Origin of the sequence: Pantoea sp. SIMBA_079 (genome assembly GCF_046940275.1) — a bacterium.
GTDB classification, from domain to species: Bacteria; Pseudomonadota; Gammaproteobacteria; order Enterobacterales; family Enterobacteriaceae; genus Pantoea; species Pantoea borealis.
This window is the reverse complement of record NZ_JAWRYR010000007.1, coordinates 1-24,169: the sequence shown is the minus strand read 5'-3', so window position 1 is coordinate 24,169 and position 24,169 is coordinate 1. Positions and strand designations below refer to the sequence as shown.

The 24,169-nt window shown below is 55.5% G+C and carries 23 protein-coding genes; 15 read left to right on the top strand and 8 right to left on the bottom strand.

Annotated features, from left to right (window positions below):
* Window positions 1–48: 48 nt before the first annotated feature.
* The 13 genes from bamA (at window position 49) to SB719_RS11040 (ending at window position 16,255) form a co-directional block, all read left to right on the top strand.
* Window positions 49–2,460: an outer membrane protein assembly factor BamA gene (gene bamA, locus SB719_RS11100; RefSeq protein ID WP_065650083.1), complete on the top strand. Its 2,412-nt coding sequence runs from the start codon at window positions 49–51 to the stop codon at window positions 2,458–2,460.
* A 110-nt stretch (window positions 2,461–2,570) separates the two neighbouring features.
* Entirely contained in the window at window positions 2,571–3,068 is a 498-nt protein-coding gene (skp, locus tag SB719_RS11095) for a molecular chaperone Skp (RefSeq protein WP_065650082.1), read from the top strand.
* A 3-nt stretch (window positions 3,069–3,071) separates the two neighbouring features.
* On the top strand, window positions 3,072–4,097 hold the full coding sequence (lpxD, locus tag SB719_RS11090) for a UDP-3-O-(3-hydroxymyristoyl)glucosamine N-acyltransferase (protein ID WP_039382740.1): 1,026 nt from the start codon (window positions 3,072–3,074) through the stop codon (window positions 4,095–4,097).
* A gap of 189 nt (window positions 4,098–4,286) precedes the next feature.
* Complete coding sequence (fabZ, locus tag SB719_RS11085; RefSeq protein WP_007893924.1) at window positions 4,287–4,742, top strand: 3-hydroxyacyl-ACP dehydratase FabZ; 456 nt, start codon at window positions 4,287–4,289, stop codon at window positions 4,740–4,742.
* Window positions 4,743–4,745: 3 nt separating this feature from the next.
* Complete coding sequence (lpxA, locus tag SB719_RS11080) at window positions 4,746–5,534, top strand: acyl-ACP--UDP-N-acetylglucosamine O-acyltransferase (RefSeq protein WP_039382744.1); 789 nt, start codon at window positions 4,746–4,748, stop codon at window positions 5,532–5,534.
* Window positions 5,535–5,537: 3 nt separating this feature from the next.
* The gene (lpxB, locus tag SB719_RS11075) at window positions 5,538–6,686 is read left to right on the top strand and encodes a lipid-A-disaccharide synthase (protein WP_065650081.1); all 1,149 of its coding nucleotides are present in this window, start codon (window positions 5,538–5,540) and stop codon (window positions 6,684–6,686) included.
* The gene (gene rnhB, locus SB719_RS11070) at window positions 6,679–7,308 is read left to right on the top strand and encodes a ribonuclease HII (RefSeq protein WP_065650080.1); all 630 of its coding nucleotides are present in this window, start codon (window positions 6,679–6,681) and stop codon (window positions 7,306–7,308) included. Before lpxB ends, rnhB begins: the two co-directional genes overlap by 8 nt.
* A 29-nt stretch (window positions 7,309–7,337) precedes the next feature.
* The gene (dnaE, locus tag SB719_RS11065) at window positions 7,338–10,820 is read left to right on the top strand and encodes a DNA polymerase III subunit alpha (protein WP_065650079.1); all 3,483 of its coding nucleotides are present in this window, start codon (window positions 7,338–7,340) and stop codon (window positions 10,818–10,820) included.
* Between the two features lie 12 nt (window positions 10,821–10,832).
* Window positions 10,833–11,792 carry an acetyl-CoA carboxylase carboxyl transferase subunit alpha gene (gene accA / locus SB719_RS11060; RefSeq protein ID WP_065650078.1) on the top strand — a complete coding sequence of 320 codons (960 nt, stop codon included), beginning with the start codon at window positions 10,833–10,835 and terminating at the stop codon, window positions 11,790–11,792.
* Between the two features lie 170 nt (window positions 11,793–11,962).
* On the top strand, window positions 11,963–14,113 hold the full coding sequence (locus SB719_RS11055; protein ID WP_313066611.1) for a lysine decarboxylase LdcC: 2,151 nt from the start codon (window positions 11,963–11,965) through the stop codon (window positions 14,111–14,113).
* Between the two features lie 76 nt (window positions 14,114–14,189).
* Window positions 14,190–14,579, top strand: coding sequence for a VOC family protein (locus tag SB719_RS11050; protein WP_304235068.1), 390 nt, complete (start codon window positions 14,190–14,192; stop codon window positions 14,577–14,579).
* Window positions 14,580–14,633: 54 nt separating this feature from the next.
* Complete coding sequence (tilS, locus tag SB719_RS11045) at window positions 14,634–15,950, top strand: tRNA lysidine(34) synthetase TilS (protein WP_412159230.1); 1,317 nt, start codon at window positions 14,634–14,636, stop codon at window positions 15,948–15,950.
* On the top strand, window positions 15,947–16,255 hold the full coding sequence (locus SB719_RS11040) for a c-type cytochrome (RefSeq protein WP_292975633.1): 309 nt from the start codon (window positions 15,947–15,949) through the stop codon (window positions 16,253–16,255). Before tilS ends, SB719_RS11040 begins: the two co-directional genes overlap by 4 nt.
* A gap of 35 nt (window positions 16,256–16,290) precedes the next feature.
* On the opposite strand, the gene rof is transcribed toward SB719_RS11040, so the two are convergent.
* On the bottom strand, window positions 16,291–16,554 hold the full coding sequence (gene rof / locus SB719_RS11035; RefSeq protein WP_039382769.1) for a Rho-binding antiterminator: 264 nt from the start codon (window positions 16,552–16,554) through the stop codon (window positions 16,291–16,293).
* Window positions 16,541–16,741, bottom strand: a complete 201-nt coding sequence (locus SB719_RS11030; protein WP_065650073.1) for a YaeP family protein — start codon at window positions 16,739–16,741, stop codon at window positions 16,541–16,543. The genes rof and SB719_RS11030 overlap by 14 nt, the downstream gene beginning before the upstream one ends.
* 216 nt (window positions 16,742–16,957) lie before the next feature.
* On the opposite strand from SB719_RS11030, the gene arfB reads away from it, so the two are divergent.
* Window positions 16,958–17,368: an alternative ribosome rescue aminoacyl-tRNA hydrolase ArfB gene (gene arfB / locus SB719_RS11025; RefSeq protein ID WP_039382771.1), complete on the top strand. Its 411-nt coding sequence runs from the start codon at window positions 16,958–16,960 to the stop codon at window positions 17,366–17,368.
* A gap of 29 nt (window positions 17,369–17,397) precedes the next feature.
* On the opposite strand, the gene proS is transcribed toward arfB, so the two are convergent.
* From proS to metN, 6 genes are all read right to left on the bottom strand, one after another.
* Window positions 17,398–19,116 carry a proline--tRNA ligase gene (gene proS / locus SB719_RS11020; RefSeq protein ID WP_292975639.1) on the bottom strand — a complete coding sequence of 573 codons (1,719 nt, stop codon included), beginning with the start codon at window positions 19,114–19,116 and terminating at the stop codon, window positions 17,398–17,400.
* Window positions 19,117–19,205: 89 nt separating this feature from the next.
* Window positions 19,206–19,910, bottom strand: coding sequence for a tRNA (N6-threonylcarbamoyladenosine(37)-N6)-methyltransferase TrmO (tsaA, locus tag SB719_RS11015; protein WP_412159229.1), 705 nt, complete (start codon window positions 19,908–19,910; stop codon window positions 19,206–19,208).
* Window positions 19,907–20,308 (bottom strand): Rcs stress response system protein RcsF, encoded by a 402-nt coding sequence (rcsF, locus tag SB719_RS11010; RefSeq protein ID WP_065650070.1) that lies wholly within the window; start codon window positions 20,306–20,308, stop codon window positions 19,907–19,909. Before rcsF ends, tsaA begins: the two co-directional genes overlap by 4 nt.
* Window positions 20,309–20,435: 127 nt before the next feature.
* Window positions 20,436–21,251, bottom strand: coding sequence for a MetQ/NlpA family lipoprotein (locus SB719_RS11005; protein WP_065650069.1), 816 nt, complete (start codon window positions 21,249–21,251; stop codon window positions 20,436–20,438).
* Between the two features lie 37 nt (window positions 21,252–21,288).
* On the bottom strand, window positions 21,289–21,942 hold the full coding sequence (locus tag SB719_RS11000) for a methionine ABC transporter permease MetI (protein WP_065650068.1): 654 nt from the start codon (window positions 21,940–21,942) through the stop codon (window positions 21,289–21,291).
* Window positions 21,935–22,966: a methionine ABC transporter ATP-binding protein MetN gene (gene metN, locus SB719_RS10995; protein WP_292975649.1), complete on the bottom strand. Its 1,032-nt coding sequence runs from the start codon at window positions 22,964–22,966 to the stop codon at window positions 21,935–21,937. The genes SB719_RS11000 and metN overlap by 8 nt, the downstream gene beginning before the upstream one ends.
* Window positions 22,967–23,153: 187 nt before the next feature.
* Between metN and gmhB the strand changes: the two genes are divergently transcribed.
* Entirely contained in the window at window positions 23,154–23,714 is a 561-nt protein-coding gene (gene gmhB / locus SB719_RS10990) for a D-glycero-beta-D-manno-heptose 1,7-bisphosphate 7-phosphatase (RefSeq protein ID WP_292975652.1), read from the top strand.
* Window positions 23,715–24,169: the final 455 nt, after the last annotated feature.

The following is a 24,169-nucleotide window of genomic DNA, read 5'->3' as shown; positions in this document are numbered from 1 at the left end:
CTGGGACGGAAACAGGTGCGGGATGTGTTAGGAAAACGCATAACAACGATGGCGATGAAAAAGTTGCTCATAGCGTCGCTGCTGTTTAGCAGCGCCACCGTTTACGGTGCAGACGATTTCGTGGTGAACGACATTCATTTCGAAGGTCTCCAGCGAGTCGCCGTCGGCGCGGCTCTGCTTAGCATGCCGGTACGCGTCGGTGATACGGTGAATGATGATGATATCAGAAACACTATTCGCTCACTGTTTGCCACCGGCAATTTTGAAGATGTGCAGGTTTTACGTGACGGAACGACCCTGATTGTTCAGGTGAAAGAGCGTCCGACTATTGCCAGCATCACCTTCTCCGGTAACAAGGCGGTGAAAGAGGATCAGCTGAAGCAGAACCTCGAAGCGTCAGGCATTCGCGTAGGTGAAGCGCTGGATCGTACCACGCTCTCTTCAATCGAGAAGGGACTGGAAGATTTTTACTACAGCGTGGGTAAATATACCGCCAGCGTAAAAGCGATTGCGACACCGTTGCCGCGTAACCGTGTCGATCTGAAATTTGTTTTCCAGGAAGGGGTCTCTGCCAAAATTCAGCAGATCAACATCGTGGGCAACAAAGCGTTCAGCTCTGATGAACTGATCTCCCGCTTCCAGCTGCGTGATGAAGTGCCGTGGTGGAACGTGGTCGGCGATCGCAAATATCAGAAGCAGAAACTGGCCGGCGACCTTGAGACGCTGCGCAGCTTCTATCTGGATCGCGGTTATGCGCGCTTTAACATCGACTCTACACAGGTCAGCCTGACGCCGGATAAAAAAGGCATCTACATCACCGTCAACATCAACGAAGGCGACCAGTATAAAATTGCTGGCGTGATCGTGAACGGCAGCATGGCGGGCCACTCAGCAGAAATTGAACATCTGACCAAAATCCCGAACGGTGAGCTTTACAACGGCACTAAAGTGACGCAGATGGAAGATGATATCAAAAAGCTGCTGGGTCGCTATGGCTATGCCTATCCGCGCGTCATGACGCAGCCGGAAATCAACGACGCTGACAAAACCGTTAAGCTGCATATCAACGTTGATGCCGGTAATCGTTATTACGTGCGTAAAGTCCGTTTTGAAGGCAATGACACTTCAAAAGATGCCGTACTGCGCCGTGAAATGCGTCAGATGGAAGGCGCATGGCTGGGCAGCGATCTGGTTGACCAGGGTAAAGAGCGTCTGAACCGCACCGGTTATTTCGAAACCGTCGATGTGGATACGCAGCGTGTATCGGGCGTACCGGATCAGGTTGATGTGGTCTACAAAGTTAAAGAGCGCAACACCGGTACCTTTAACTTTGGTGTGGGCTACGGTACTGAAAGCGGCGTCAGCTTCCAGGTGGGTGTTACCCAGGACAACTGGCTCGGCACCGGTAACACCGTTGGCATCAGCGGTACCAAAAACGATTATCAGACCTATGCTGAGTTCTCACTGACCGATCCGTACTTCACGGTTGACGGCGTGAGTCTGGGCGGTCGCCTGTTCTACAACGACTTTAAAGCGGACGATGCCGATCTGTCAGACTACACCAACAAGAGTTACGGTGTTGATGGCACGCTGGGCTTCCCGGTTAATGAGAACAACACACTGCGCGTCGGCTTAGGCTACGTGCATAACGATCTTTCGAATATGCGCCCACAGGTAGCAATGTGGCGTTACCTCGATTCGGTCGGGCGTCCTCAGGGACTCAATAATAAAGGCGATTTCTCTGCGGATGATTTTACCTTTAACTATGGCTGGACCTACAATACGCTGGATCGCGGCTTCTTCCCGACGCGTGGTAACCGCACCAACCTGAACGGTAAGGTGACGATTCCAGGTTCAGACAACGCGTTCTATAAAGCCACGCTGGATACCCAGCAGTATGTGCCGCTGAACCGTGATGGCACCTGGGTAGTACTGGGTCGCGGCCGCGTGGGCTATGGTGACGGCATCGGGGATAAAGAGATGCCGTTCTATGAGAACTTCTATGCCGGCGGCTCCAGCACGGTACGTGGTTTCCGTTCCAATACCATTGGTCCGAAAGCTGCTTATCTTAACGATCGCTCCTCCTCATGTAATCTGACCGATCCAAACGGGATCTGTAAGTCAGATGATGCGGTGGGGGGTAACGCGATGGCGATTGCCAGCCTGGAGCTGATCACGCCGACGCCGTTCCTGAGTGAGAAGTACGCTAACTCTGTGCGCACCTCACTGTTTGTGGACGCCGGTACCGTCTGGGATACCAACTGGCAGAACACGGCGGCAACACGTGCTGCAGATATTCCGGACTACAGCGATCCTAACAACATTCGCGTCTCTGCAGGCCTGGCGCTGCAGTGGATGTCACCACTGGGCCCGCTGGTCTTCTCCTATGCCCAGCCGGTGAAGAAAGTCGAGGGAGACAAAGCAGAGCAGTTCCAGTTTAACATCGGTAAAACCTGGTAATGCTCTGAGCAGGGAAGCGGAAGCGAAGTACGGCATGGCTTAGCGCAGTAAGCGCTAAGCAAGCCAAACACTGTGTCGCAGACACAAACGTTGATGGTAAGGAGTTTATAGTGAAAAAGTTGTTGTGTGCCGCAGGTCTGGGTCTTGCTTTAGCGGTTTCCGCTGGCGTTCAGGCTGCTGACAAAATTGCAGTGGTAAACGTGTCCAGCATTTTCCAGCAGTTACCGCAACGTGCGACCGTTGCTAAACAGCTTGAGAATGAGTTCAAAGGCCGCGCAACTGAGCTGCAGGGCCAGGAGCGCGATCTGCAGACCAAAATGCAGAGACTGCAGCGTGATGCTTCTACCATGAAGGCGAGCGAGCGTAGCCGCATGGAAAAAGACATCATGTCACAGCGCGAAGCGTTCTCCAGCAAAGCCCAGTCTTTCGAGCAGGATAACCGTCGTCGCCAGATGGAAGAGCGTAACAAATTGCTGAGCCGCATTCAGGATGCCGTGAAGAAAGTGGCGGACAGCGATGGTTACGATGTCGTGATTGATGCTAACGCCGTAGCGTATGCCGCTAATGCGAAAGACATTACTGCTGACGTGCTGAAACAGGTTAAATAATTGATGTCATCAATTCGACTGGCTGATTTAGCCCAGCAGTTGGATGCAGAATTGCACGGAGATGGCGATATCGTCATCTCCGGCATTGCTTCTATGCAATCCGCCACCCCTGGTCAAATCACTTTTCTTGCCAACAGCCGCTACCGCGAGCAGCTCGCCAGCGTTCAGGCGTCAGCCGTGGTGCTGACGGAAGCGGATCTGGAATGGTGCAATACTGCCGCCCTGGTAGTGAAAAACCCTTATCTTACCTATGCCCGCATGGCACAACTGCTGGACACCACGCCGCAGCCCGCGCAGAATATCGCGCCCAGCGCGGTGATCGATCCTTCCGCCTCGCTGGGACAGAATGTTTCGGTAGGCGCGAACGCGGTTATTGAGTCTGGCGTTGAGCTGGGTGATAACGTCGTGATTGGCGCTGGCTGCTTTGTCGGGAAAAAGAGCCGGATTGGCAGCGGCACGCGTCTCTGGGCCAACGTGACGATTTATCATGAGATTCAGATCGGTCAGGATTGTCTGATTCAGTCAGGCACTGTCATTGGCGCGGATGGTTTCGGGTATGCTAACGATCGTGGTAACTGGGTAAAAATCCCTCAGCTTGGTACGGTTATCATCGGTGACCGGACAGAGATTGGTGCCTGCACTACCATCGATCGCGGTGCGCTGGATAACACTCTGATCGGCAATGGTGTTATCATAGACAACCAGTGTCAGATTGCCCACAACGTTGTAATTGGCGACAATACAGCCGTTGCGGGTGGTGTGATCATGGCCGGTAGCCTGAAGATTGGACGTTACTGTATGATTGGCGGCGCCAGCGTCATTAACGGCCATATGGAGATCTGCGACAAAGTAACCGTAACCGGTATGGGCATGGTAATGCGTCCCATCACAGAACCGGGCGTTTACTCCTCAGGGATCCCACTGCAACCGAACAAAGCCTGGCGTAAAACGGCAGCGCTGGTGATGAATATCGATGACATAAGCAAACGCCTGAAAGCCATCGAACGCAAAGTTGATAAAAACAGCTAAGCACATCCGCGCGACCCGCTTTCATAACAATGCAGCCTGCCTGCTTTTGCCCTTCAGTTTTGCAGAGGGCGGCAGGTAGCGCAGGGAAGCGTACGCCACCGAACTGATTTGCGGCCTGCGAAAGATCATTTTGATCGGTGCAGGCCGTGTTATTGTTGCCATCAGATTTTTTAGGACAGGAAGAGTATTTTGACTACTGAAACGCATACTCTGAAAATCGAAGAGATTTTAGAACTGCTGCCGCACCGTTATCCGTTTTTGCTGGTGGATCGCGTGCTGGATTTTGAAGAGCACAAATATCTGCGTGCGGTAAAGAACGTTTCTGTTAATGAACCGTTTTTCCAGGGGCATTTCCCTGGTAAACCGATTTTCCCAGGCGTTCTGATTTTAGAAGCGATGGCGCAGGCAACCGGTATTCTGGCGTTTAAAAGCGTCGGCAAGCTGGAACCTGGCGAGCTCTACTATTTCGCCGGTATCGATGAAGCCCGCTTCAAGCGTCCGGTAGTACCAGGCGACCAGATGATCATGGAAGTCACCTTCGAAAAAACCCGTCGTGGTCTGACACGTTTTAAAGGCGTTGCTACAGTGGATGGTAAAATTGTCTGTGAAGCGACCATGATGTGTGCCCGTAGCCGGGAGGCATAATTAGTGATTGATTCAACCGCCACCATCCATCCGACCGCCATCGTTGAAGAGGGTGCTGTACTGGGTGCAAATGTTCATATCGGCCCATTCTGTATCGTGGGTGCTGATGTGGAAATTGGCGCTGGTACGGTGCTGAAATCACATGTTGTGGTTAATGGCCATACGCGTATCGGCGAAGAGAACCAGATCTATCAGTTTGTCTCTATTGGAGAGGTAAACCAGGATCTGAAATATGCGGGTGAGCCTACCCGCACCGAAATTGGCGATCGCAACCGGATCCGCGAGAGCGTGACCATTCATCGCGGCACCACGCAGGGTGGCGGACTGACTAAAGTTGGCAGCGACAACCTGCTGATGGTGAATGCGCACATTGCACACGACTGCGTAATTGGCAGCCGCTGTATTCTGGCGAACAACGTGACGCTGGGCGGCCATGTTACCGTTGATGATTTTGCGATCATCGGCGGCGTGACGGCCGTGCATCAGTGGTGCACTATCGGCGCTCACGTTATGGTTGGCGGTTGTTCCGGCGTGGCGCAGGATATACCGCCATACATTATTGCGCAGGGCAACCACGCCACGCCGTTTGGCGTCAATATTGAAGGTCTCAAGCGTCGGGGCTTCAGCAAAGAGGCGCTGCATGCCATTCGCAACGCTTACAAGCTGCTCTATCGCAGCGGTAAAACGCTGGATGAGGTAAAGCCTGAAATTGAGGCGCTGGCGCAGCAGCACAGCGAAGTCCAGCCGTTCTTTGATTTCTTCGCCCGTTCAACCCGTGGATTGATTCGTTAATTCATGTCAGTGCGTCCCTTAACGATTGCCCTGGTCGCCGGAGAAACCTCCGGCGATATTCTTGGTGCCGGTCTGATCCGCGCGCTCAAAGCGCGTCATCCTGATGCACGCTTTGTTGGCGTGGCGGGCCCGCTGATGCAGGCAGAAGGCTGCGAAGTCTGGTATGAGATGGAAGAGCTGGCGGTCATGGGCATTGTCGAAGTGCTGGGCCGTCTGCGGCGCCTGCTGACCATCCGCAAAGACCTGACGCAGCGCTTCACCGCGCTTCGTCCTGACGTGTTTGTGGGCATTGATGCGCCGGACTTTAACATCACGCTGGAAGGCAACCTGAAGCGTGCCGGTATTCGTACCGTGCACTACGTCAGCCCTTCCGTCTGGGCATGGCGTCAGAAACGTGTCTTTAAGATTGGCCGCAACACCGATATGGTGCTGGCGTTTCTGCCATTCGAGAAAGCATTCTACGATCGCTTTAACGTGCCGTGCCGTTTTATCGGCCATACCATGGCCGATGCGATGCCGCTTCAGCCTGACAAGCAGGCGGCACGTCGCGAGCTGGGTATTGCAGACGATGCGATCTGCCTGGGTTTACTGCCCGGCAGCCGTGGAGCAGAAGTTGAGATGCTGAGCGCTGATTTTCTGCGTGCGGCGCAGCTGCTGCGTCAGCGCTACCCGGCGCTGGAAATTGTGGTTCCGCTGGTTAACGCAAAGCGGCGGGCACAGTTTGAACAGATTAAAGCAGAGGTTGCGCCTGAGCTGCCCATGCACCTGCTGGATGGCAAAGGGCGTCAGGCGATGATCGCCAGCGATGCGGCTATTCTGGCGTCCGGCACGGCGGCGCTGGAGTGTATGCTGGCAAAGTGCCCGATGGTCGTGGGGTATCGTATGAAACCCTTCACGTTCTGGCTGGCAAAGCGCCTGGTTAAAACGCCTTATGTCTCGCTGCCTAACCTGCTGGCGGGTCGTGAGCTGGTTAAAGAGCTGCTGCAGGATGAGTGCCAGCCGCAGACGCTGGCCGCCGCGCTGGAGCCGCTGCTGCATGCCGGTGCCGAGCGCAATGCGCTGCTGGAAACCTTTACTCAGCTGCATCAGCAGATCCGCTGGAACGCCGATGAGCAGGCGGCGGATGCGGTACTGGAGATCGCCCATGGCTGAATTTATCTATCCTGATGCGCAGCGTATTGCGGGCGTGGACGAAGTAGGACGCGGTCCGCTGGTCGGTGCCGTGGTAACGGCGGCGGTGATCCTCGATCCTGCGAACCCGATTGCCGGCCTGGCCGATTCAAAAAAGCTGTCGGAAAAACGCCGTCTGGCGCTGTATGATGAAATTACCGAAAAGGCGCTGGCGTGGAGCCTTGGCCGCGCTGAGCCAGAAGAGATCGACCAGCTTAATATTCTGCATGCCACCCTGCTGGCGATGCAGCGCGCAGTAGCAGGACTGCACCTGACGCCCGATTTTGTGCTGATTGATGGCAACCGCTGTCCGGCACTGGCGATGCCCGCGCAGGCGGTGATCAAAGGTGACAGTCTGGTGCAGGAAATCAGCGCCGCATCGATCATTGCCAAAGTGACGCGCGATCGCGAAATGGCTGAGCTCGATCACCTCTTTCCGCAATATGGCTTTGCGCAGCACAAAGGTTATCCTACCGCGCTGCATATGGCGAAACTCAAACAGTTTGGTGCCACGCCGCATCATCGTCGCAGTTTTGCGCCGGTGCGCAACGCGTTGCTGGATGCTGAACTGCAGGCCTCAGTACAACCTGCGCCGCTTTATTAAGCCTGACGCTGTTTTAACCGGAAACCGATATGGCTGAACCTCGTTTTATACATCTGCGCGTGCACAGCGACTACTCCATGGTCGATGGCCTGGCGAAAACCGGCCCGCTGGTGAAAAAAGCCGCGGCGCTGGGTATGCCGGCCATTGCGATCACGGACTACACCAACCTTTGCGGGCTGGTGCGCTTTTATGGCAGCGCCCACGGTGCCGGCGTTAAACCGATTATCGGCGCTGATTTTCAGGTCGCCAGCGAGCTGATGGGCGATGAGCTTACGCAGCTTACGCTGCTGGCGGCGAATAACACCGGCTATCAGAATCTGACGCTGCTGATTTCGCGCGCCTATCAGCGCGGCTACGGCATTGCCGGTCCTATCCTCGATCGCGACTGGCTGATTGAGCTGGGCGAAGGGCTGATTGTACTGTCAGGCGGACGACGCGGCGATGTCGGGCGCAGCCTGCTGCGCGGCAACAACGCGCTGGTGGCGCAGTGTCTGAGCTTTTACCAGCAGCACTTTCCCGACCGTTACTATCTTGAACTGCTCCGCACCGGACGTGCCGATGAGGAGAGCTATCTGCATGCGGCCGTTGAGCTGGCGATAGCGGAAGGGATACCGGTGGTCGCAACCAATGAAGTCTGCTTCATCAATGAAGAGGACTTCGATGCGCATGAAATCCGCGTAGCGATCCACGACGGCTATACGCTGGACGATCCGAAACGCCCGCGCCACTACAGTCCTCAGCAATATATGCGCAGTGAAGAGGAGATGTGCGAGCTGTTTTCGGACATCCCGGAGGCGCTGGAAAACAGCGTAGAGATTGCTAAGCGCTGTAACGTTACCGTCCGCCTCGGCGAATATTTTCTGCCGCAGTTCCCGACCGGTGAGATGACCACCGAAGAGTTTCTGGTGGTGAAATCACGCGAAGGACTTGAAGAGCGCCTCGCGTTTCTTTTTCCGGATGCGGCGCTGCGTGCGCAGAAGCGTCCGGCGTATGATGAGCGTCTGGAGATTGAGCTTAACGTTATCAACCAGATGGGCTTCCCGGGCTACTTCCTGATCGTGATGGAGTTTATCCAGTGGTCAAAGGATAACGGGATCCCGGTCGGGCCGGGGCGCGGTTCCGGTGCCGGCTCGCTGGTGGCCTACGCGCTGAAGATCACCGATCTCGATCCGCTGGAATTTGACCTGCTGTTTGAACGCTTCCTGAATCCGGAACGTGTCTCTATGCCTGACTTTGACGTCGACTTCTGCATGGAGAAGCGCGATCAGGTGATCGATCACGTCGCCGAGATGTATGGCCGGGAAGCGGTTTCGCAGATCATCACCTTCGGGACCATGGCGGCGAAAGCGGTGATCCGGGATGTGGGGCGCGTGCTGGGCCATCCCTATGGCTTTGTCGATCGCATCTCCAAGCTGGTGCCGCCCGATCCGGGCATGACGCTGGAAAAAGCGTTTCAGGCTGAGCCGCAGCTGCCTGAGATCTATGATGCTGATGAAGAGGTCAGGGCGCTGATCGACATGGCGCGCAAGCTGGAAGGTGTCACACGAAACGCCGGTAAGCACGCCGGCGGCGTGGTTATTGCGCCGACTAAAATCACCGATTTTGCCCCGCTTTACTGCGACGAAAACGGCCAGTTCCCTGTCACCCAGTTTGATAAAAATGATGTGGAGTATGCCGGGCTGGTGAAGTTTGACTTCCTCGGCCTGCGTACGCTGACCATCATCGACTGGGCGCTGAAGATGATCAACCCGCGCCGTGAAAAGCAGGGGCTGCCGCCGATCGACATTGCGGCGATTCCGCTGGATGACAAAAAAAGCTTCGATATGCTGCAGCGCTCAGAGACGACGGCGGTATTCCAGCTTGAATCGCGCGGCATGAAAGATCTGATCAAGCGCCTGAAGCCTGACTGCTTTGAAGATATGATCGCCCTGGTGGCGCTGTTTCGTCCCGGCCCGCTGCAGTCCGGCATGGTGGATAACTTCATTGACCGTAAGCATGGCCGTGAAGAGCTCTCCTATCCCGACATCCAGTGGCAGCATGAGAGTCTGAAGCCGGTACTGGAGCCTACTTACGGCATCATTCTCTACCAGGAACAGGTGATGCAGATCGCCCAGGTGCTGGCGGGGTATACGCTCGGCGGCGCCGACATGCTGCGTCGTGCGATGGGTAAAAAGAAACCAGAAGAGATGGCGAAGCAGCGCTCAGTGTTTAAAGATGGCGCTGAGAGCATGGGCATCAACGGCGAACTGTCGATGAAAATCTTCGACCTGGTAGAGAAGTTCGCCGGCTACGGCTTCAACAAATCACACTCCGCAGCCTATGCGCTGGTCTCCTACCAGACGCTGTGGCTGAAAGCGCACTATCCGGCTGAGTTTATGGCTGCGGTGATGACCGCCGATATGGATAACACCGAGAAAGTGGTCGGGCTGGTGGATGAGTGCTGGCGCATGGGGCTGAAAGTATTGCCGCCTGATATCAATGCCGGCCTCTATCCGTTCCACGTCAACGATGAAGGTGAAATTGTCTACGGCATTGGCGCGATTAAAGGCGTCGGTGAAGGCCCGATCGAAGCGATTCTGGAAGCGCGTAATCAGGGCGGCTATTTTAAAGAGCTGTTCGATCTCTGCGCCCGTACCGATACGCGCAAAATCAATCGCCGGGTGATGGAAAAGCTCATCATGTCCGGCGCGTTTGACCGGCTCGGGCCCCATCGCGCGGCGCTGATGAGCGCCCTGGGCGATGCCCTGAAAGCCGCTGACCAGCATGCGAAAGCAGAAGCGATTGGGCAGGCGGATATGTTTGGCGTGCTGGCGGAAGAGCCGGAGCAGGTTGAGAAATCGTATGCGTCAATTACGCCGTGGCCAGAGCAGGTGCAGCTGGATGGCGAACGTGAAACGCTGGGGCTCTATCTCACCGGGCACCCGATTAATCAGTATCTGAAAGAGATCGAGCGCTACGTCGGCGGGATGCGGCTGAAAGATATGCATCCGACTGAACGTGGCAAGGTGACCATCGCTGCGGGGCTGGTGATTGCCGCCCGTGTCATGGTGACCAAGCGCGGCAACCGAATTGGTATCTGTACTCTGGACGATCGTTCCGGTCGTCTGGAGGTCATGCTATTTACCGATGCGTTAGATAAGTACCAGCAGCTGCTGGAGAAAGACCGTATCCTGATCGTCAGCGGACAGGTCAGCTTTGATGACTTCAGCGGCGGGCTTAAAATGACCGCCAGGGAAGTGATGGATATTGATGAAGCGCGGGAAAAATATGCGCGCGGACTTGCTATCTCGCTGACGGACAGGCAAATTGATGACCAGCTTTTAAACCGTCTCCGCCAGTCTCTGGAACCTCATCGTTCCGGGACCATTCCGGTACATCTCTATTATCAGAGAGCAGATGCGCGGGCGAAGCTGCGCTTTGGTGCAGCGTGGCGTATTTCGCCCAGCGATCGTTTACTCAACGATTTGCGGTCGTTAGTAGGATCGGAGCAGGTGGAACTGGAGTTTGACTAAAACAGGAACATTATGAGTCTTAATTACCTGGATTTTGAACAGCCGATCGCTGAACTCGAAGCGAAGATCGATTCGCTGAAATCGATTGGCCGTTCAGATGAGAAACACGATATTAATCTGGATGAAGAGATTCAGCGCCTTCGCGAGAAAAGCGTTGAACTGACCCGTAAAATCTTCTCCGATTTGGGTGCATGGCAGGTCGCGCAGCTGGCGCGTCATCCGCTGCGTCCTTATACGCTGGACTACGTGCGCAACGCGTTTGACGACTTTGACGAGCTGGCAGGCGATCGCGCCTATGCAGACGACAAAGCGATTGTCGGTGGTATCGCGCGTCTGGATGGTCGTCCGGTGATGATCATTGGTCATCAGAAAGGACGTGAAACCAAAGAGAAAATTCGCCGTAATTTCGGTATGCCTGCACCAGAAGGCTATCGTAAAGCGCTGCGTCTGATGGAGATGGCAGAGCGTTTTAAGATGCCACTTATCACCTTTATCGACACACCGGGTGCTTATCCGGGCGTGGGCGCTGAAGAGCGCGGTCAGTCTGAAGCGATTGCCCGTAACCTGCGTGAGATGTCTGGTCTGAAAATTCCGGTGATCTGCACCGTGATTGGTGAGGGCGGCTCCGGTGGCGCACTCGCGATTGGCGTGGGTGACAAAGTGAACATGCTGCAGTACAGCACCTACTCGGTGATCTCACCGGAAGGCTGTGCGTCAATTCTGTGGAAAAGCGCAGACAAAGCGCCGCTGGCGGCAGAGGCGATGGGCATCACTGCTGAGCGTCTGCAGGAGCTGAAGCTGATTGATTCCATCGTTCCTGAACCGCTGGGTGGCGCACATCGTCGTCCGGTCGATATGGCCGCTTCTCTGAAGCAGCAGCTGCTGGCCGATCTGGCCGATCTCGACGGGCTGAGCACGGAAGAGCTGCTCGATCGCCGCTACCAGCGCCTGATGAACTACGGTTACGCGTAAGGTAAGCACTGCAGCAAAAAAGCGGACTCCGGTCCGCTTTTTTTATACCTGAATTTTCCTGCTGGCGGCGTACCGCTTGCGGTCACGCTGTCTGCCCATCGATTCCGGAACATTCTCCGGTCACTTTTCGCTATCCTTACTCTGTGCCACAAGACCACAGGAGGTGAGCATTGAACATTATTGCGATCATGGGACCGCACGGCGCGTTCTATAAAGATGAACCGATCCGCGAACTGGATGCCGCGCTGAAACTGCAGGGCTTCCACACCGTCTATCCCAGCAATGCCAGCGACCTGCTGAAGCTGATTGAGCACAACCCGCGCGTGTGCGGCGTCGTATTTGACTGGGACGAATACAGCATGGCGCTCTGCAGCGACATCAACCAGCTCAATGAATCACTGCCGCTCTACGCCTTTATCAACACCCATTCGCAGATGGATGTCAGCGTTAATGAAATGCGGATGGCGCTGCAGTTTTTTGAATATGCGCTGAGCACCGCGGATGACATCGCACTGCATATCCGTCAGTACACCGATGAGTACATCGATAAAATTTTACCCCCGCTGACCAAAGCGCTGTTTACGTATGTCAAAGAGGGCAAGTACACCTTCTGCACGCCAGGCCATATGGGCGGCACCGCTTTCCAGAAAAGCCCGGTCGGCAGTCTGTTTTATGACTTTTTCGGTGCCAACACGCTCAAAGCCGACGTCTCTATCTCTGTTACTGAACTGGGTTCGCTGCTCGACCATACCGGGCCGCACCTCGACGCCGAAGAGTATATCGCCCGCACCTTTGGGGCAGAGCAGAGCTATATGGTGACCAATGGCACCTCAACCTCAAATAAAATCGTCGGTATGTATGCCGCCCCGGCAGGCAGTACGGTGCTCATAGACCGCAACTGTCACAAATCGCTGACCCATCTGCTGATGATGAGCGATATCGTGCCTGTCTGGCTCAAGCCGACCCGCAATGCGCTGGGTATTCTTGGCGGCATTCCGCAGCGTGAATTTACCCGGGACAGTATTCAGAATAAAGTGGATAACACGCCGCGCGCCAGCTGGCCGGTCCATGCGGTGATCACCAATTCAACGTATGACGGACTGCTCTATAACACCGAATATATCAAGCAGACGCTGGACGTGCCTTCGATCCACTTTGATTCTGCCTGGGTGCCCTATACCAACTTCCACCCCATCTACAGCGGAAAAAGCGGGATGAGCGGTGAACGTATCCCGGGCAAAGTGATCTATGAAACGCAATCCACCCATAAGCTGCTGGCCGCGTTTTCACAGGCCTCGCTGATTCATATCAAAGGCGACTACGACCACGATACGTTCAACGAAGCTTATATGATGCACACCACGACCTCGCCGAGCTACGGTATTGTGTCATCCATCGAAACCGCTGCGGCGATGCTGCGCGGTAATCCGGGCAAGCGGTTAATCAACCGTTCGGTTGAGCGCGCGCTGCACTTCCGGCGCGAGATCCAGCGGCTGCGTGAAGAGTCAGACGGCTGGTTCTTTGATATCTGGCAGCCAGAGCAGGTGGATGAGGCAGAATGCTGGCCGATTCAGCCGGGGGAAGAGGCGTGGCACGGCTTTCAGCAGGCCGATCGCGATCATATGTATCTCGATCCCATTAAAGTCACGATCCTGACACCGGGTATGAGCGAACTGGGCGCGATGGCGGAAGAGGGGATCCCGGCGGCGCTGGTGGCGAAATTTCTCGATCAGCGCGGTGTGGTGGTAGAGAAAACCGGACCTTACAATCTTCTGTTTCTGTTCAGTATCGGGATCGATAAAACCCGCGCCATGAGCCTGCTGCGCGGCCTGACCGAATTTAAGCGCGCCTACGATCTCAATCTGCGCGTGAAAAATATGCTGCCCGATCTCTATGCGGAAGATCCCGATTTCTATCGCAATATGCGGATCCAGACGCTGGCGCAGGGGATCCACCAGCTGATCCTGCAGCACGATCTGCCGCGGCTGATGCTGAAGGCCTTTGATGTGCTGCCTGAAATGAAGATGACGCCGCATCAGGCATTCCAGCATCAGGTGAAAGGCGAGGTTGAAACCGTGGATATCCGCGAGCTGGTGGGGCGCATCTCCGCCAACATGATCCTGCCCTATCCGCCGGGCGTGCCGCTGGTGATGCCGGGTGAGATGATTACCGGGCAGAGCCGGGCCGTGCTCGACTTTCTGCTGATGCTCTGCACCATCGGGCGGCACTACCCTGGTTTTGAAACGGATATTCACGGTGCCACGCTGACAGAGGATGGGCGTTATCTGGTACGGGTGCTGCGTGACGTATCGCAGCCATAACTTCGGATAAATGCCTCTGTTCACACTGGCGTCCGGCACGTAGGCTTGGCGGCTCAGAAATTTTTCCGGAGCCGCTATGCTGCAGATTAAACAGATTCATCACATTGCGATTATTGCCACTGACTACCCGCGCAGCAAAGCGTTCTACTGCGATGTGCTGGGCTTTTCCCTGCTGGGTGAATACTACCGCGCTGAACGCGATTCGTGGAAAGGCGATCTCAGCCTGCACGGTGTTTATACCATCGAGCTATTCTCATTTCCCTCACCGCCGCCGCGCGTGACCGCACCTGAAGCCTGCGGCCTGCGCCACCTGGCATTTTGCGTAGAGGATGTCGCGCAGTCCGTTGCGGCACTGGCAGAGAAAGGCGTGACCTGCGAACCCGTGCGTATCGATGCGCTGACCGGTAAAGCCTGCACCTTTTTTACTGACCCGGATGGTTTGCCGCTGGAGCTCTACCAGGCGTAAAATAGCCGCCGCAGGATGCCGCAATCAGGCGGCATCATCAGATGGAACGGCACTATGTCTTTTTTCCACCTTGCTGCGCTGCTGAATCCGGCTGGCCGCTATGTGGTGGCATTCAGCGGCGGGCTGGATTCCACCGTACTGCTGCATCAGCTGGTCTGCTGGCAGCAGCAGCATCCGCAGCTGAGCGTGCGGGCGCTGCACGTGCATCACGGACTGAGTCCGCACGCCGACCGGTGGGCCGCACACTGCCAGCAGCAGTGTCAGTGCTGGGATATAAGCTGTGATGTGTTACCGGTGACGGTCGATGCCCGGGCGGGCGGCGTGGAAGCGTCAGCGCGCAGAGAGCGCTATCAGGCGCTGTTCGCCCGGCTGCTGCCGGGTGAACAGCTGCTTACCGCGCAGCATCTGGACGATCAGTGCGAAACGCTGCTGCTGGCGCTCAAGCGCGGCAGCGGCCCGGCCGGGCTGGCGGCGATGCCACCGCGGCGTACCGCGGGAGAGCATGAACATCTGCGTCCGCTGCTCAGCCTCAGCCGTGAGCAGCTGGAGCAGTGGGCGACTGCGCACCAGCTCAGCTGGATCGAGGATGAGAGTAATCACGACAGCCGCTACGACCGTAACTTTTTGCGTCAGCAGATTCTGCCACTGCTGCATCAGCGCTGGCCGCACTTCAGCGCTGCCAGCGCCCGCAGCGCCGCGCTCTGTGCAGAGCAGGAGCAGCTGCTGGATGAGCTGCTGCAGCAGGAGCTGAGCCAGCTGATCACCCCACAGGGTGCACTGCATTTTCCGCCGCTGCAGACCATGAGCGACGCGCGGCGTAATGCGCTGCTGCGGCGCTGGATCGCCGGGCAGGGCGGGGCGATGCCATCGCGTGCGGCGCTGCAGCGTATGTATACCGAGGTTATTGCGAGCCGGGCTGATGCACAGCCGGCGCTGCAGCTGGGACATTTTACGCTGCGCCGTTATCGCGACGCGCTTTACTGGTTACCGCCACAGCCGTCGCTGCGCGATCAGACGTGCTGCTGGCCGCAGCTGACCCGACCGCTGTTGCTGCCTGCCGGACTGGGTCAGCTGCGGGCTGACTTCTCACGCGCGGAGCTGCGCCTGCCCGCGGCGGATGAAACGGTCTACGTTCGCTTTCAGGCGCGTGGCTACTATCATCTGCTGGGACGGGCGGGCGGGCGCGAAATGAAAAAACTGTGGCAGGAGCTGGCGATCCCGCCCTGGCAGCGGGAACGTATTCCATTGATCTACTATGACCATACGCTGATTAGTGCGCCGGGTCTGTTTGTTACCCATGAAGGCGCTGCCTGCAGCGATCGGGGCTGGCAGGCGATCTGGCATCAGCCTGACGGGGAGAAGGTATCATGAGGCACTGGCTGACGGCTGTGCTATGTTTTGTCGCGCTGCCACTCTGGGCTAAAGGGGATGCGGCCGCGGGTGCGGAGAAAGTGGCCCGCTGTATGGCGTGTCACGGCGCAGAGGGTAAAAGCGCGGTGCCGCTCTATCCTCATCTGGCCGGGCAGCAGGCGCCATATCTGGCGCATGCGCTGCGCGCTTATCAAAAAGGTGAGCGCAGCGGCGGTCAGGCAGAAGTGATGAAAGCGTTTGTGGCGGGACTGAGCGATAACGATATTGAGGATATAGCGGCTTACTACAGCGGTCTTAAGCCGTAAGAAGCGCGGGCGGAGAGGGTCCGCCCGCCACGAGACTACTCGTCTTCGCTGACTACCACGGTACCGAGTTCAGGATGGCTGAAGCTGGCAATGTGATCGAGGCGCAGCTCGCGGGTTTCACCAGAGAGGTCAACCGCAAGATACTCAACGTTTTTGCGCGAGACCATATCCCGCGCTTTCGCCTTCAGCTGGTCGCCATTTTTCAGCTGCAGTGACAGCATCCAGTGTCGGGTACAGGCGAGTTCCAGGTTGTCGTAGTCATCGCAGTTGATGGGTTTATAAGCTTCATTTGTCAACATAGTCGCTCACCAATAAGTTTGCAGCAGCATAGGCTGCCTGATCCCTGACAGAAGAGTTTAGCGCGGAATTAGCGGCAATATCATTGAGTGCCTTCAGCGCGCACATCAGCGCATCGGGCACATATCCCAGCTCACCGCTGCCGATTTCAGCATATTTCTGGCGAACTAACTCACAATACGTTTGCACATGCACCTCCTCAGCAGAGCATAAATACCCTGGTTGCCTGGCGACTATAACACAGGGGTTTCCAGGAAATCAGCCGGGGTAAGCGGGGAAACACATAAAGAAAAGCGGCAGAACAGCGGCCGGCACGGCCTGCCGGACTCTGGCTGGCGCACAAAAGGTTAAGTTGATGAACAGGAAAATTCAGTACAGAACGTCACCTGCACCGGCAGGTGGCAGATGATTATGCTGTCACGAACGGTTGAGATCCCGGAGAGTGAAATAGAGCTGACGGCTATCCGCGCCCAGGGGGCGGGGGGACAACACGTAAATAAAACCTCGACGGCCATTCATCTGCGGTTTGATGTCCGTGCCTCATCGCTGCCGGAGTTTTATAAAACCCGGCTGCTTGCTGCCAGTCATCATCTGATCACGGCAGAAGGCGTGGTCATTATTAAAGCGCAGGAGTATCGCAGTCAGGAGATGAATCGTGAGGCCGCGCTGCAGCGTCTGATCAATCTGATCCGCGAGTTAACCACAGTGGAAAAAGCGCGCCGCGCGACGCGGCCCACGCGCGCGTCAAAAGAGCGGCGGCTGGAGGGGAAATCACGGCGCAGCAGCGTAAAAGCGATGCGCGGCAAAGTGCGATAAAAAACGCCTCCCGCAGGAGGCGTTTGCCTTTACTTATTCAGTGCGCTTGCCAGGAAGCTGACGATCTCATGCTGTTTGATCATCTGCTTCTCGCTTGCGGAGCGGGACTTGTACTCAACCTCTTCGTTGTCCAGATTGCGATCGCCAATCACGATGGTGTGCGGCACGCCAATCAGCTCCATATCAGCAAACATAACGCCCGGACGCTCTTTACGATCGTCGAGGATAACGTCAATGCCCCGGGCGCGCAGTTCGCTGTAAAGCGATTCTGCCAGCTGCTGGACCCGGAAAGATTTATGCATATTCATTGGCAGAATAGCGACTTCAAACGGCGCCAGGGCAGCAGGCCAGATAATGCCGCGCTCATCGTGGTTCTGCTCAATCGCCGCAGCCACCACGCGGGTAATACCGATACCGTAGCAACCCATGGTCATGATCTGGTTGCGACCATCTTCACCCTGAACGGCTGCTTTCATTGCATCAGAATATTTGGTGCCAAGCTGGAAAATGTGACCCACCTCGATACCCCGTTTGATCTGCAGCACGCCTTTACCATCCGGACTCGGATCGCCCTCGACCACATTGCGAATATCCTCAACCCGCGCTTCGGGCAGATCGCGGCCCCAGTTGATGCCGGCAAAGTGCTGGCCATCAATGTTAGCACCGGCTGAGAAGTCGCTCATTTTGGCCACGGTACGGTCCGCAATCACCGGAATAGTCAGGCCGACCGGTCCGATAGAGCCAAAGCCTGCGCCTGTTACGGCACGGATCGCGTCTTCATTGCCCATTTCCAGCGGCGAAGCAACGATATCAAGGTGTTCAGCTTTGATCTCATTCAGCTCGTGATCGCCACGCACCAGCAGGGCGACCAGCTGATGACCGCTCTCTTCACTCGCTTTCACAATAAGCGTCTTAACGGTTTTCTCAACCGGGATCTGATGCTGCTCAACCAGTTCAGCGATGGTTTTAGCATGCGGCGTGGCAAACTGCGTCATCGGCTGTGTCGCCGCCGGACGCTCGCCAGCCGGCGCCAGCGCTTCAGCTTTTTCAATATTCGCAGCGTAGTCTGACTCGCTGGAGAAGATCACATCATCTTCGCCGCTCTGCGCCAGTACCTGGAATTCATGTGAGCCGCTGCCGCCGATAGATCCGGTATCCGCCTGCACAGCGCGGAAGTCGAGACCCATGCGGGTAAAGCTCTGACTGTAGGCGCGGTACATCGCATCGTAGGTTTCCTGCAGTGACGCCTGCGAGGTATGGAAGGAGTATGCGTCTTTCATGATGAATTCACGCGAACGCATCACGCCAAACCGCGGGCGCACTTCATCGCGGAACTTGGTCTGAATCTGATACAGATTCAGCGGCAGCTGCTTATAAGAACTTAGCTCGTTGCGGATCAGATCGGTAATCACCTCTTCGTGCGTCGGACCCAGCACAAACGGACGTTCGTGACGATCTTTAATGCGCAGCAGCTCCGGGCCATACTGCTCCCAGCGACCGCTCTCTTCCCACAGGTCGGCCGGCTGAACGACCGGCATAGAGATTTCTACTGCGCCGGCGTTGTTCATCTCTTCACGCACGATGTTTTCAACTTTTCGCAGCACGCGAACCCCGGTCGGCAGCCAGGTATAGAGTCCGGAAGCCAGTTTACGGATCATCCCGGCACGCAGCATCAGCTGATGGCTGATCACTTCTGCATCGGAAGGCGTCTCCTTAAGGGTGGAGAGCAGATATTGAGTAGTACGCATTAATTATGATTCCAGTTATATGGAAGAAGAAGAGCAGATCGTTGCTGGCCGTTAGTGTACCAGCGAGAAACAGCGCTCAAAAGCCTGTTTTAGCGTGGATCCACGGCAATGACCTCAGTACCCGCTTCATCAATGCGCCAGCGCACGTTGAAATCGAGTAGCCAGGCGGCATATTCACGATCCAGCGATTCACCTTTGCGATAGGCGGGACGCGGATCCTGAGCCAGAACGTCTGTGATAAAACGCTGCAGCTGAGGCATATGCGCCTGCTGCTGAATCTGCTGCTGTGCCACTGCTGAAAAACGCACCGGCATGGTTGCTTCAGGTGCAGCCTGGGCATAACCGGCGCGCGCGTCGGGCAGCGCCTCGGCAAACGGCAGGTAGGGCTTGATATCAATGACCGGTGTGCCATCTACCAGATCAAGGCTGCCGAGCTGCAAAATAACCTGCGACTTCTCACAGCGAATTCCTTTCAGCTCAACCAGTGACATACCCACCGGGTTAGGGCGAAATGTTGATCGCGTTGCAAACACGCCCATACGCGCGTTACCGCCGAGGCGTGGCGGACGGACAGTGGGGCGCCAGCCACCCGCCATCGTCTGATGAAACATAAACAGGATCCAGATATGGCTGAACGCTTCCAGACCGCGTACGGCTTCCGGCTGGTTATACGGAGCCTGCAGATGCAGTTCGCCGCTGCCATCCTGAACCAGACCTGGCTGGCGCGGCACGGCAAACTTCTCTTTCCACGGAGAGCGGATCACGCCAATCTGCGTAACGGCAAACTCACTCATTGACCGGAAACTTTCAGCGCTGAGCCCTGGCAGATCGCCTGGCGGTAGCAGCCTGGTGTACTGGTCACAATTTCACACTTGTGCAGCAGCACGGCGTTGGCTTTCATGCCTGCCGCTTTAATCTGCAGACGTTTGCGTGCGGTATTGATGTTGGGGGGCGAATCCTGCGTGCTGCTCTGGCAATCTTCGCCAGACACTTCACCCAGATCGCGGAAAGGATTGCTGACCAGATCGGTTGCGTCGGTATAGATTTTCACCGGGGCCGGGCGTGGGGCCGGCTTGCGCTGCGGCTGAGCGGATGACTGCTGCGGACGGACCGGAGCACTGCTTATCGGGTGATATTCACGAACGCACCCGGTCAGCATCAACGCCAACAGGCAGAGCGGTAAAAAACGCATGGCAACATCCTCCTGTAATAAAAGTGGCGTTATTGAAACAAGGACGCCCGCAAATAACAAGTCAGCAGCCACATGCAGAAATAGAAAGGGCGGCCAGCGCCGCCCTCAGGGGAAGAAATACGCTGGCTTACCAGCCTTTAACCGCACCGCCGTTAAAGATTTTGTTTGCGGACTCAGCGACTTCGTCTGACTGGTACGCTTCAACAAACTTTTTCACGTTCTCCGCGTCTTTGTTATCTTCACGGCTTACCAGCAGGTTAACGTATGGAGAATCTTTATCTTCAACAAAGATGCCATCTTTCGCCGGAGTCAGACCAATCTGGCTGGCATACGTTGTGTTGATAACCGCCAGCGCAATCTGCTGATCGTCAAGTGAGCGCGGCAGCTGTGGCGCTTCCAGCTCAACAATTTTCAGGTTCTTCGGGTTTTCAACAATATCCAGTGAGGTTGGCAGCAGACCCACACCCTCTTTCAGCTTAATCAGGCCCGCTTTCTGCAGCAGCAGCAGAGAGCGACCCAGGTTGGTCGGATCGTTAGGGATGGCGATCTGCGCACCATCCTGCAGTTCGGTCAGCGATTTGATCTTTTTAGAGTAGCCGGCAATCGGGTAAACAAAGGTGTTGCCAACCGGTACCAGTTTATAGCCACGATCTTTAATCTGCTGATCCAGATAGGGCTTATGCTGGAAAGCGTTAACGTCAATGTCTCCTTTGCTCAGGGCTTCATTGGGTAAAACGTAATCATTGAACGTTACCAGCTCGACATCGAGATTATATTTATCTTTAGCCACTTTAACGGCAGTCTCAGCAACCTGCTGTTCAGCACCGACAATCACGCCCACCTTGATATGGTTGGGATCCTTCGCCTGCTGATCGCATCCGGCCAGAGCAATAGCACCAATCAGAGCACCTGCTGCGGCAATCTTTTTAAATGTGAAAGACATATCCTTTCCTTAATAGAGAAGTATTGATGTTATTGGCTTATTTATGCGACACCGCGCGAACAATGCGATCGCCGCAGAACTGAATGAGATATACCAGCACGACCAGCAGCACCAGTACAGTATTCATTACGGTAGCGTTATACCCGATATAACCATACTGATAGCCAATCTGACCCAGACCACCCGCACCCACGGCACCACCCATAGCAGAATAGCCAACCAGCGTAATGAGCGTGATGGTGGCTGCATTAACCAGGCCCGGCATCGCTTCCGGCAGCAATACCTTACGGACAATCTGCAGCGGCGTGGCGCCCATTGCGCGGGACGCTTCGATCAGGCCAGTCGGCAGCTCCAGCAGGGTGTTTTCAACCATACGGGCAATAAACGGCGCGGCGCCAACGGTCAGCGGGACAATGGCTGCCTGCAGTCCGATAGAGGTGCCGACAATCGCGCGGGTAAACGGTATCATCCATACCAGTAATATAATGAACGGGATTGACCGGAAGATATTGACGATAGCAGAGAGTACGCGGTAAAGCGCACTGTTCGCCAGAATCTGGCCGGGCCGCGTGACATACAGCAGTACACCGACCGGCAAGCCAATAACAAAACCGAAGAAGCCAGAGACAAAGGTCATCATCAGCGTTTCCCAGACGCCGCGCGTCAGTAACCACAGCATCGCTTCAGACATAACCTAATACCTCTACTTTCACATGATGTTCTTTCAGCCAGCTTATTGCGGCCTGCGTATCTGTTTCACTGCCATCCATTTCTGCCAGCATGATGCCGAACTTGACTCCGCCTGCGTAATCCATCTGCGCGCTGATAATGTTGTTATTTACATTAAAGCGACGCGCGGCTTCCGACAGCAGCGGTGCATCAACAGATTTACCGGTGAATTCCAGGCGCAGCAGCGGCACAGTTTGCGTGGCAGGCTGCGCACGCATGCGCGCCTGATAATCTTCCGGAATATCCAGATGCAGCGTCGACTGAATAAATTGTTGTGCCAGCGGCGTTTTCGGATGAGAAAAGACTTCGCTGACGCTGTCTTTTTCAATCAGTTCACCATTACTGATCACGGCAACCTGATCGCAGATGCGCTTAACCACATCCATCTCATGGGTGATAAGCAGAATAGTAATGCCGAGACGGCGGTTAATGTCTTTCAGCAGCTCCAGTATCGAACGGGTGGTAGCCGGATCGAGCGCGCTGGTGGCTTCGTCGCACAGCAGCACTTTGGGGTTACTGGCCAGCGCACGCGCAATAGCCACGCGCTGCTTTTGCCCGCCAGAGAGGTTAGCCGGCCAGCTGTCATGCTTATCATTCAGACCAACCAGTTCCAGCAGCTCGCTGACGCGTGCTTTAATCTGCTCGCGTGACAGGTTACCCAGTTCCAGCGGCAGCGCCACATTGCCTGCCACCGTACGTGAGTTCATCAGATTGAAGTGCTGAAAAATCATGCCGATCTGACGGCGTGCCAGCGTCAGCTGACCGGAGGAGAGTGCAGTGAGGTCCTGACCATCAACCAGCACGCGACCGGAAGTAGGGCGCTCAAGCAGATTAACGCAGCGAATCAGCGTACTCTTGCCTGCGCCTGATGAACCAATGACGCCATAAATCTGTCCCGCCGGCACATGCAGGCTGACGCCGGAAAGCGCCTGTATTGTGCGTGAACCCTGCTGGAACACTTTGGTGATATTTTCGAGTTTAATCATTAGTTAATTATTATCGTCTGACGTTGTCCGTGGTGTATCAATATTCGATCAGCAAAGCTGGACGAAAGCTGAATGGATGGTAAGGCATCCAGACGTCTAAATCAATCGACGTAATGCAATCTGCCATTCTCTCGCTATGCCCAATCATGCAATACTTAGCACTATTAATTGCAGCAGGAGTATTTACGTGGCAAACCCAGTCCCGGCTATTTTTCTCGATCGTGATGGCACCTTGAATGTTGATCACGGTTATGTTCATGAGATCGACAATTTTCAGTTTATAGAAGGCACCATTGAAGCGCTGCAGGCGCTGAAAAAGATGGGCTATGCGCTGGTGCTGGTGACCAACCAGTCGGGTATTGCCCGCGGGATGTATACGGAAGATACCTTTATGCAGCTGACCGAATGGATGGACTGGTCGCTGGCCGATCGCGATATTGATCTGGATGGTATCTACTATTGTCCTCATCTGCCGGATGCCGCCGTGCCCGCTTATCGTCAGAACTGTGACTGTCGCAAACCTCAGCCCGGCATGCTGCTCTCTGCACAGCAGGAACTGAACATCGATATGGCCGCTTCTTATATGGTAGGTGACAAGCTGGAAGATATGCTGGCAGGGCAGGCCGCTGGCGTGGGCACCCGCGTGCTGGTGCGCAGCGGCCAGGCGGTGACAGCTGAAGGTGAGGCAGCAGCAGATTGGGTATTAAATAGCCTGGCAGAGCTGCCGGCGCGCATTAAACAGGCATAAATAGCCGGTTTTGCACAAACATTAGCCGGGTGATAAAAAAGTTGAAATTAGTGCTTGTCACCCGGCGAGAACTCCCTATAATGCGCCACCACTGAGACGGCAAAGCGGCAACGCAGACGGGCTCAGCAGGGCGTGAAGTGATTCACCCCGCCGGAGAAAAACGCTGAAAAAAGTGGTTGACTCCGAAGGAGGAAAGCGTAATATACGCCACCTCGCGACAGACGCTTAAGGCGCTGGACGCACCGCTCTTTAACAATTTATCAGACAATCTGTGTGGGCACTCGCAGGATTGATATCACAAGCCTACGGGCTTTAAAAAATATCAAGTCTTTGCTGAGTGAACACGTAATTCATTACGAAGTTTAATTCACAGAGCACCGCTTAACTTGTTTAAGCAAATCAAACTTTAAATTGAAGAGTTTGATCATGGCTCAGATTGAACGCTGGCGGCAGGC

Bases quoted from the DNA above. Each gene is read 5' to 3' on its own strand.
- arfB (WP_039382771.1), top strand. From the start codon at position 16,958: ATGATTATGCTGTCACGAACGGTTGAGATCCCGGAGAGTGAAATAGAG.
- bamA (WP_065650083.1), top strand. From the start codon at position 49: ATGGCGATGAAAAAGTTGCTCATAGCGTCGCTGCTGTTTAGCAGCGCC.
- tilS (WP_412159230.1), top strand. From the start codon at position 14,634: ATGTCTTTTTTCCACCTTGCTGCGCTGCTGAATCCGGCTGGCCGCTAT.
- lpxB (WP_065650081.1), top strand. From the start codon at position 5,538: ATGTCAGTGCGTCCCTTAACGATTGCCCTGGTCGCCGGAGAAACCTCC.
- proS (WP_292975639.1), bottom strand. From the start codon at position 19,116: ATGCGTACTACTCAATATCTGCTCTCCACCCTTAAGGAGACGCCTTCC.
- rcsF (WP_065650070.1), bottom strand. From the start codon at position 20,308: ATGCGTTTTTTACCGCTCTGCCTGTTGGCGTTGATGCTGACCGGGTGC.
- tsaA (WP_412159229.1), bottom strand. From the start codon at position 19,910: ATGAGTGAGTTTGCCGTTACGCAGATTGGCGTGATCCGCTCTCCGTGG.
- lpxD (WP_039382740.1), top strand. From the start codon at position 3,072: ATGTCATCAATTCGACTGGCTGATTTAGCCCAGCAGTTGGATGCAGAA.
- rnhB (WP_065650080.1), top strand. From the start codon at position 6,679: ATGGCTGAATTTATCTATCCTGATGCGCAGCGTATTGCGGGCGTGGAC.
- rof (WP_039382769.1), bottom strand. From the start codon at position 16,554: ATGTTGACAAATGAAGCTTATAAACCCATCAACTGCGATGACTACGAC.
- SB719_RS11050 (WP_304235068.1), top strand. From the start codon at position 14,190: ATGCTGCAGATTAAACAGATTCATCACATTGCGATTATTGCCACTGAC.
- dnaE (WP_065650079.1), top strand. From the start codon at position 7,338: ATGGCTGAACCTCGTTTTATACATCTGCGCGTGCACAGCGACTACTCC.
- SB719_RS11000 (WP_065650068.1), bottom strand. From the start codon at position 21,942: ATGTCTGAAGCGATGCTGTGGTTACTGACGCGCGGCGTCTGGGAAACG.
- SB719_RS11040 (WP_292975633.1), top strand. From the start codon at position 15,947: ATGAGGCACTGGCTGACGGCTGTGCTATGTTTTGTCGCGCTGCCACTC.
- accA (WP_065650078.1), top strand. From the start codon at position 10,833: ATGAGTCTTAATTACCTGGATTTTGAACAGCCGATCGCTGAACTCGAA.
- SB719_RS11005 (WP_065650069.1), bottom strand. From the start codon at position 21,251: ATGTCTTTCACATTTAAAAAGATTGCCGCAGCAGGTGCTCTGATTGGT.
- metN (WP_292975649.1), bottom strand. From the start codon at position 22,966: ATGATTAAACTCGAAAATATCACCAAAGTGTTCCAGCAGGGTTCACGC.